This is a genomic window from Nitrococcus sp. (assembly GCF_059432795.1).
In genome coordinates, this window is record NZ_JBXWZQ010000192.1 from 1 (window position 1) to 6,418 (window position 6,418).

General features: G+C 63.6%; 8 protein-coding genes. All 8 read right to left on the bottom strand.

The genetic code is table 11. The features are described from left to right. Positions 1 to 536: V-type ATP synthase subunit D (locus AC52Q4_RS13180; RefSeq protein WP_495537257.1), on the bottom strand; the 536-nt coding region annotated here is incomplete at its 3' end. Beyond that, on the bottom strand, positions 520 to 2,004 hold the full coding sequence (locus AC52Q4_RS13185) for a V-type ATP synthase subunit B (RefSeq protein ID WP_495537258.1): 1,485 nt from the start codon (positions 2,002 to 2,004) through the stop codon (positions 520 to 522). The genes AC52Q4_RS13185 and AC52Q4_RS13180, both read right to left, overlap by 17 nt. Next, a complete protein-coding gene (locus AC52Q4_RS13190) occupies positions 2,001 to 3,830 on the bottom strand; it encodes a V-type ATP synthase subunit A (protein ID WP_495537259.1) in 1,830 nt (609 codons plus the stop codon). Before AC52Q4_RS13190 ends, AC52Q4_RS13185 begins: the two co-directional genes overlap by 4 nt. Further along, entirely contained in the window at positions 3,815 to 4,474 is a 660-nt protein-coding gene (locus tag AC52Q4_RS13195; protein WP_495537260.1) for a V-type ATP synthase subunit E, read from the bottom strand. Before AC52Q4_RS13195 ends, AC52Q4_RS13190 begins: the two co-directional genes overlap by 16 nt. Next, positions 4,471 to 4,806 carry a V-type ATP synthase subunit F gene (locus AC52Q4_RS13200; protein WP_495537261.1) on the bottom strand — a complete coding sequence of 112 codons (336 nt, stop codon included), beginning with the start codon at positions 4,804 to 4,806 and terminating at the stop codon, positions 4,471 to 4,473. The genes AC52Q4_RS13195 and AC52Q4_RS13200 overlap by 4 nt, the downstream gene beginning before the upstream one ends. A gap of 3 nt (positions 4,807 to 4,809) precedes the next feature. Beyond that, the gene (locus AC52Q4_RS13205; RefSeq protein WP_495537263.1) at positions 4,810 to 4,980 is read right to left on the bottom strand and encodes an ATP synthase subunit C; all 171 of its coding nucleotides are present in this window, start codon (positions 4,978 to 4,980) and stop codon (positions 4,810 to 4,812) included. Continuing rightward, positions 4,917 to 5,252 carry a hypothetical protein gene (locus tag AC52Q4_RS13210; RefSeq protein WP_495537264.1) on the bottom strand — a complete coding sequence of 112 codons (336 nt, stop codon included), beginning with the start codon at positions 5,250 to 5,252 and terminating at the stop codon, positions 4,917 to 4,919. The genes AC52Q4_RS13205 and AC52Q4_RS13210 overlap by 64 nt, the downstream gene beginning before the upstream one ends. A gap of 136 nt (positions 5,253 to 5,388) precedes the next feature. After that, positions 5,389 to 6,418: V-type ATPase 116kDa subunit family protein (locus tag AC52Q4_RS13215; protein ID WP_495537262.1), on the bottom strand; the 1,030-nt coding region annotated here is incomplete at its 5' end.

Below are 6,418 nucleotides of genomic sequence, written 5' to 3' on the forward strand. Positions count from 1 at the left end.
ACGCGCCGCTGATACTGGGGAATGATGTTGTGCTTCAACGCATTGACTCGCCTCTGGATCCGGCGGTGCTCACGCAGCAGGCGCCGCAGAGCGGTTTCGGACTCTCCCAATACGGCCAGGGTTTCGACCAGTTTGGCCATGTGCTCGCGGCTCTCGTCGAGGCTCGGTTCGGTCCCGAACAGACTGACCGGCTTTAGGGTCCGCCGGCGGATCTTGGCAACAGGGTATCGGACACCCGCTTCCGAGCGCGAGCGCAGTTGTATGTCGATGCCGGAGCCACGCCCCACGACCCCATAGTGCAAAATGCGCTGGCCCGTGCGCAGATAGGTCAGCACGAGCGAATGGCGTGCCTGCCGGAGAATCGCCTCCGCCTCCTCACGCAGCTGCTGGTAGCGTTGCAACTGTTTATTGATGAGGCGAATGAGCAGCTCCTGCTTGCGCTCCAGAAGGTCGTGGCCCTGGCTCAGGAAGCCAACCTGTCTTTGCAGCTGCAGCAACGCGCTTTTCGTGGGCGGGACATCAAGCCCGTTGGCCATGTTGCGCCTCTTTTGCGGAATCCTCTGCCGGTTCCCGAGCCTCGGAGTCATCCGGCGGCGAACTGGCGGGCTCCGATGTGTCCTCCTCGGTGGACGTTCGGCGTCCGTGGCGCTGCAAATCCTCCGTGGACAGGCGGCTGAGCTGCTCATCGGGGAGAACGGACAGAACCTCCCAGGCGATATCGAGCGTGCGGCCGATGGCGCGTTCCTCATGCTCGCCCTGGCTCACGAAACGCTGTTCGAAGCGCTCGGCAAACTTCAGAAGTTGCCGATCGCTCTTGGAGAGGTCCTCATGACCGATGATAGAGGCCAGGTTTCTTACTTTCAGGGCTTGGGCATAGCTCGTATAGAGCTGGGTCGCCAGCCGACGATGATCCTCTCGCGTGCGGCCCTCGCCGATGCCGTCTTTCATCAGCCGCGACAGGCTCGGGGGCACGTCGACGGGCGGATAGGCACCTTGGGCGTTGAGCGCTCGCGAGAGCACGATCTGGCCGTCGGTGATGTAGCCGGTAAGATCCGGAATCGGGTGAGTGATATCGTCGGAGGGCATGCTCAATATCGGCATCAGCGTAATGGAGCCGGCCTGATCGCGGATCCTACCCGCGCGCTCATACAGCGAGGCCAAATCGGAGTACAGGTACCCGGGGTAGCCTTTGCGTGTCGGCACATCGCCACGGGCGGTGCCCACTTCCCGCAGCGCTTCGGCGTAACGCGTCATGTCGGTCATCACGACGAGCACATGCAGATCCAGATCGAATGCGAGATATTCGGCAGCCGTCAACGCCATTCGCGGCACCAACAAGCGCTCGATGGAAGGATCGTCGGCCAGGTTGGTAAACATCACGACCCGCCCCTGCACACCGCTCTCGGCCAGATCGTCCTCGAAAAAACGCGCCTCGTCATAGGAGATGCCCATGGTGGCGAAGACGACGGCGAAGCGCGAAGCTTCCTCGGGGAGCCTGGCTTGGCGCACAATTTGCGCCGCCAGCCTGCTGTGTGGCAGGCCCGCGCCACTGAAAATGGGCAGTTTCTGACCCCGCACCACGGAATTCAGGCCGTCGATAACCGAGACGCCGGTCTGAATGAATTCATGGGGAAAGGCCCGAGCGGCCGGGTTGATCGGCGTACTATTGACGTCTCGATGTTCTCTCGAGAGCACGGGCGGACGGCCATCGCGCGGCTCCCCCGCGCCACTGAAGCGGCGGCCCAACAGCGCAGGCGATACCGCCAGCGCCTGAGGGCGGTCGAGGAATTGCACCCAAGTCTGCTCCAAGGCGAGCCCATCGGTTCCTTCGAAAACCTGCACCAGTGTCAGCGTATCCGAGGCTCGGATCACCTGCCCGTGGCGTTGCGGCCCCTGCGCTTGTTTGATGATCACCTGATCCCCATAGGCCACCGCGGGCACACCGCTCATGAAAAGCAGAGCGCTGTGTGCCGCGGTAGCGCGCCGATACTCCTGGGCACTCATGCCCCCTGCCCCTCCTGCTCGTCCGCTTTGGCTTGTTCGCCCTGCATGTCTTGCTCGTTCTGCTCGCCCTGGCCCTCGGCTTCGCCGAGCTGATCGAAAGCGCGCGCGACCTCGTCCGCGCGCTGGGCGAGCCCATCGACCTCGTCGCTGCTGAACTGCTCTTTCCAACGTCGCGCCTCGTTCAATATATCCAGCTCCAGAAGCCGTTCGACCGGGACTTCCCGCTCCAGCAGCGCATTGCCGCGCTCATAAAGCGCGAGCACGAGGTCCAGGAGCACGAATTGTTTGCGTGGCGAGGCAAAACTGTCCTTCTCGTGCAGGGCATCCTGCTGAAGCACGGCGTCCTTGAGCAAAACAGCGCAAGAAAGCGACCAGCGTTGCGCCTCGGAAAGTGCCTCGGGGCCCACCAGACCGACGACGCGTTCCAACTCCTCTGCCGTGGCGAGCAAGACCAGCGCCTGACGACGGTGCTCGGCCCAGCGTTCGTCCACCTCCTGCGCCCACCATTGGCCGGCTTTATCGACATTGCCGGAAAAGCTCTCGGTCCAGGAGACCGCCGGGTAGTGACGCGCGTCCGAAAGCTCCTTGGAGAGCGCCCAGAAAACCGGAACGAAATCTTTGCTGTGCCCGGTAACGGGCTCGGAAAAATCGCCGCCCGGTGGCGAGACCGAACCGATTAACGTAACGGATCCGGATTCGCCGCACAGGGCCTGCACCTTGCCTGCTCGCTCATAGAAGGCCGCCAGCCGAGAAGCGAGGTAGGCAGGGTAGCCCTCCTGCACCGGCATCTGCCCGAGCCGCCCGGAGACCTCTCGCAACGCCTCCGCCCAGCGGCTCGTGGAATCGGCGAGCAACACCACGTCGAGTCCCTGATCCCGAAAATATTCGGCGATGGTAACCCCCATATGGATACAGGCTTCGCGCGCCACCACCGGCATATTCGACGTGTTGGCGACCAGCACGGTGCGCTGCATTATGGGATAACCGCTGTAGGGGTCGGTCAGCTCGGGAAAGCTGTCCAGCATCTCCACCACTTCGTTGCCGCGCTCACCGCAGCCGACATAAACGACGATGTCCGCCGCCGCCCAGCGCGCGATCTGCTGCTCGAGCACGGTCTTGCCGGCACCGAAGGGGCCCGGGATGGCAGCGCGGCCGCCTTTGAGTACGGGAAAGAAACAATCCAGTACCCGCTGACCGGTGATCAGCGGAGCGATCGCACCCTCGCGTCGCCGATAAGGGCGGGGCTGGCGTACCGGCCAGCGCTGGAATAAATTCAGCTCGTGCTCTTCGCCGCGGTCATCGCGCACTCGCGCAACGCCGTCCTCGATTCGATGCTCGCCCTGGGACGAGAGCGCCACGAGCTCGCCGCTCAGTTGCGGCGGAACAAGGATGCGATGGCGAATCGTCTCGGTCTCCTGCACCTCCCCTAATATCTGGCCGCCCTCGATGCGGGCGCCCGGCTCGAGATCCTCCCGCGGTTCGAAATTCCATGACTGGTCCCGATCCAGCGCCGCTGGGGCCTCGCCCCGCTGCATGCGTACGCTCGTCTCCACCAGTCGCCATAGCGGCCTTTGTACGCCGTCGAACAGCCCGCCGAGCAGCCCGGGGCCGAGCTCGACCGACAGCGGACGGCGCAAGGCGGTCACCTCGTCCCCCGGGCGCAGCCCGTCGGTTGCTTCGTAGACCTGAATGATCGCCCGGTCGCCGTCGCGTCCGACCGCCTCCCCGGTCAGCGAAAGCGGTCCCAGGACCATCTGTTCCCCGTTGGCCGCATCGGGCATCTGCGCCGTGACCAGAGGCCCGTTGATCTCTAAGATCCTTCCCATGACGGTTCTCTTTCGGCCTCTGCTGTCTCTGCGAAGAGCGCTTCGTCGATGAGGCGCGCGACGCTACCGGCGTGGCGCTCCAACCGCCCCTCGAAGGTATTATCGAGCCGGGTCCGGTTGTCCTCGGTGTAGACGACAACGCCTCCGGTGCATTCGGCTGCCTCATCGGAAAGCGAGATCTGACGGCCGCGCATCGCCTCGCCGACGAGCGCATCCCAGTTCGCCATGAGCCGCTCACGGTCGCGGGCATTCACCTGCAGGATCAGGGGGCCGTCGGGCAGCGCTCCGGCGCCTGCAGCAAGCAGCTGTCTCATCTGCTCCAAATAGCGGGATTCATCGTCGGCGATGGCAGCGAACTCGCCTCGCATCTCTGCTATCACCTCTTGAATGGCCTGCCAGCGGCGTTGTTCCAGAGCACCGTGCTGCTCATGACGAACCGCTTCCACCCGGCGCCGGCGACGACGTTCGGCTTCATCGCCCGCGCGTTGCTCCTCCTTGCGTTCCCGCTCGCGCAACCGCTCGCTTTGCTCCTGACGAATACGCGAACGCTTCTCCCGCGCAACGGCGAGGCATTCCTCTGCGAGCTTCTCCGCCCGCTCTCGCAACGAGCGCTCCAGCGCCTGAACGGTTTCCGCCTCGCTCATGACTCGTCCCTCGTCAACGCCCCGGGGCCGAGCATTTCCCTGATAAGCCTCTCGACCGCCGGGCGCTCTCCCTGCGCTGCTTGCAGCGAGGGAATCTCCGCGATGATGATGTGCTCGCTGCCGCTACCGACGCCCGCTTGTGCCGCTCCGGCCTCGTGCATCAGCTCGGATTCGAGCAAGATCACCGCCGGCTCGCGCTCGCGCAGCAACTCGTCGATCAGCGCCCGCACGTCGGCTGGTTCCGCATCGGGCCAAGTCTCCACGCCCACCAAGGCGAAGCCTTCCATCAACAAGGCAGAGCCCATGGCGATGATCCGCGTCTTATCCGGCATCGATCAGATACGGGCGAGCAGCATGATGCTGATGACCAACCCATAGATGGCGATTCCCTCGGCCAAGCCAAGATAGACCAAGGTACGGCCGAAGGCCTCCGGACGCTCGGCTATCGTTGCCATTGCCGCCGCGCCAACCGGGCCGATCGCGATACCGGCGCCGATGGTCGCCAACCCAGTGGGAAGGCCCGCACCGAGAACGGCGAGGCCCATGCCGAGCGTGATCGCCCCCCCTCGCCGCCACCGCCACCTTTGGCCTGCGCAAGCGCGCTGTCAGCGGTCAGTAACAGCAACGCCGCCTCGGCGATCAGAAAACCGGCCAGGTTGACCAAGATGGCACTGCGCCAACCGCGACTGAGGCGCCGCTGCGGATAGAGCTGCAGATAGCTGCCTGCACCGAGGGTGGTCAGGAGGAGTAACGACATAATTGCGATGATCCAATACATGTACCAGTTCCTTGTGGCGGTGGGCGAAAGCGGCTCGCTCAGAGCGCGTCAAAGATCTCTTGTCCCTGTCCCGACTGTGGGCTCACGGAATCGCCGCCCTCGCACGCGCTCAGCGCGCGTGCGAGGCTCTCCGGGTTCATGCCTGAGCACGGCCGCTCGGATGGAATATCAACGGCTGGTAAGAATGGCCGTCGCCGTTGAAGAACCGCGAGAATCCCTCGTAGTATTCGAGGCGCATCGCCTGGATGGCGACGATGCCGCCCTCAAGGGTCAGAATGACGAGATTGCCGAGAACGACCACCAGGACGCTACCGCTTCCCGCAACCATCTTTGCCAGCGTGAACACAGCCAGGACCAGAGCCGCATGATTGAGCGCGAAGGCCGCAAGGCGTAAAAACGAAAGCGTATTGACCAAATAGCCGATAATGGCCTCGTAGGTCTGTATCAGTGTGACCAGCACGCGCTCGGCAAACGGCCCCGAACTCTTTAGCCACTGGTATCCAACGATGCCGGCAAGCGGGAACAACGCGCTCGATAGCCAAAGCGGATGGGGCAACGCTTCGGTGAAAGCCTGATAGGCAAGAGCTATCACCATCGCATAAAACGCCAGCCCGGCGACTCCTGTGCCGTCGAACAGTGCCTCGCGCCACAGACCTCGTACCAGCTGGTTGCGTACGGTGACCACCGTGGCGGCGATAATAAATATCACCCCAACCGCCATCGCAATTTTCAGCAGACTCATCGGTGCCGATAGCGGCGAGTGCCAGAGCGCAGGCAATATATCTTCGTAGCCGAATACGCTGCCGTAGACTAAGCCGAACGCAGCCGAAGCGAGTCCGGACGCGACGACGAAAACGGCGTATCCGCGCAACCGCGCGCGAAAGAGCAGGCCGGCGGCGGCGATAACCAGCCCATGGCCTACGTCGCCGAACATCATCCCGTACATGGCTACGAACGTGGCCATGAACAGCCAGGTCGGGTCGATCTCCCCATACCTCGGAATGCCGTAATTGCGCACAAGCCGTGCGAAAGGCGTCAGCCATTGCGGATATCGCATTGCCGAGGGCACGTGGGTCCATTCGCACCGCTCGGGGCGCCGACTTTCGTAGACAACCCCTGATTCGACACGCCGCAGCGCCGCCGCGAGCGCCTTGAGGCGTTTTTCC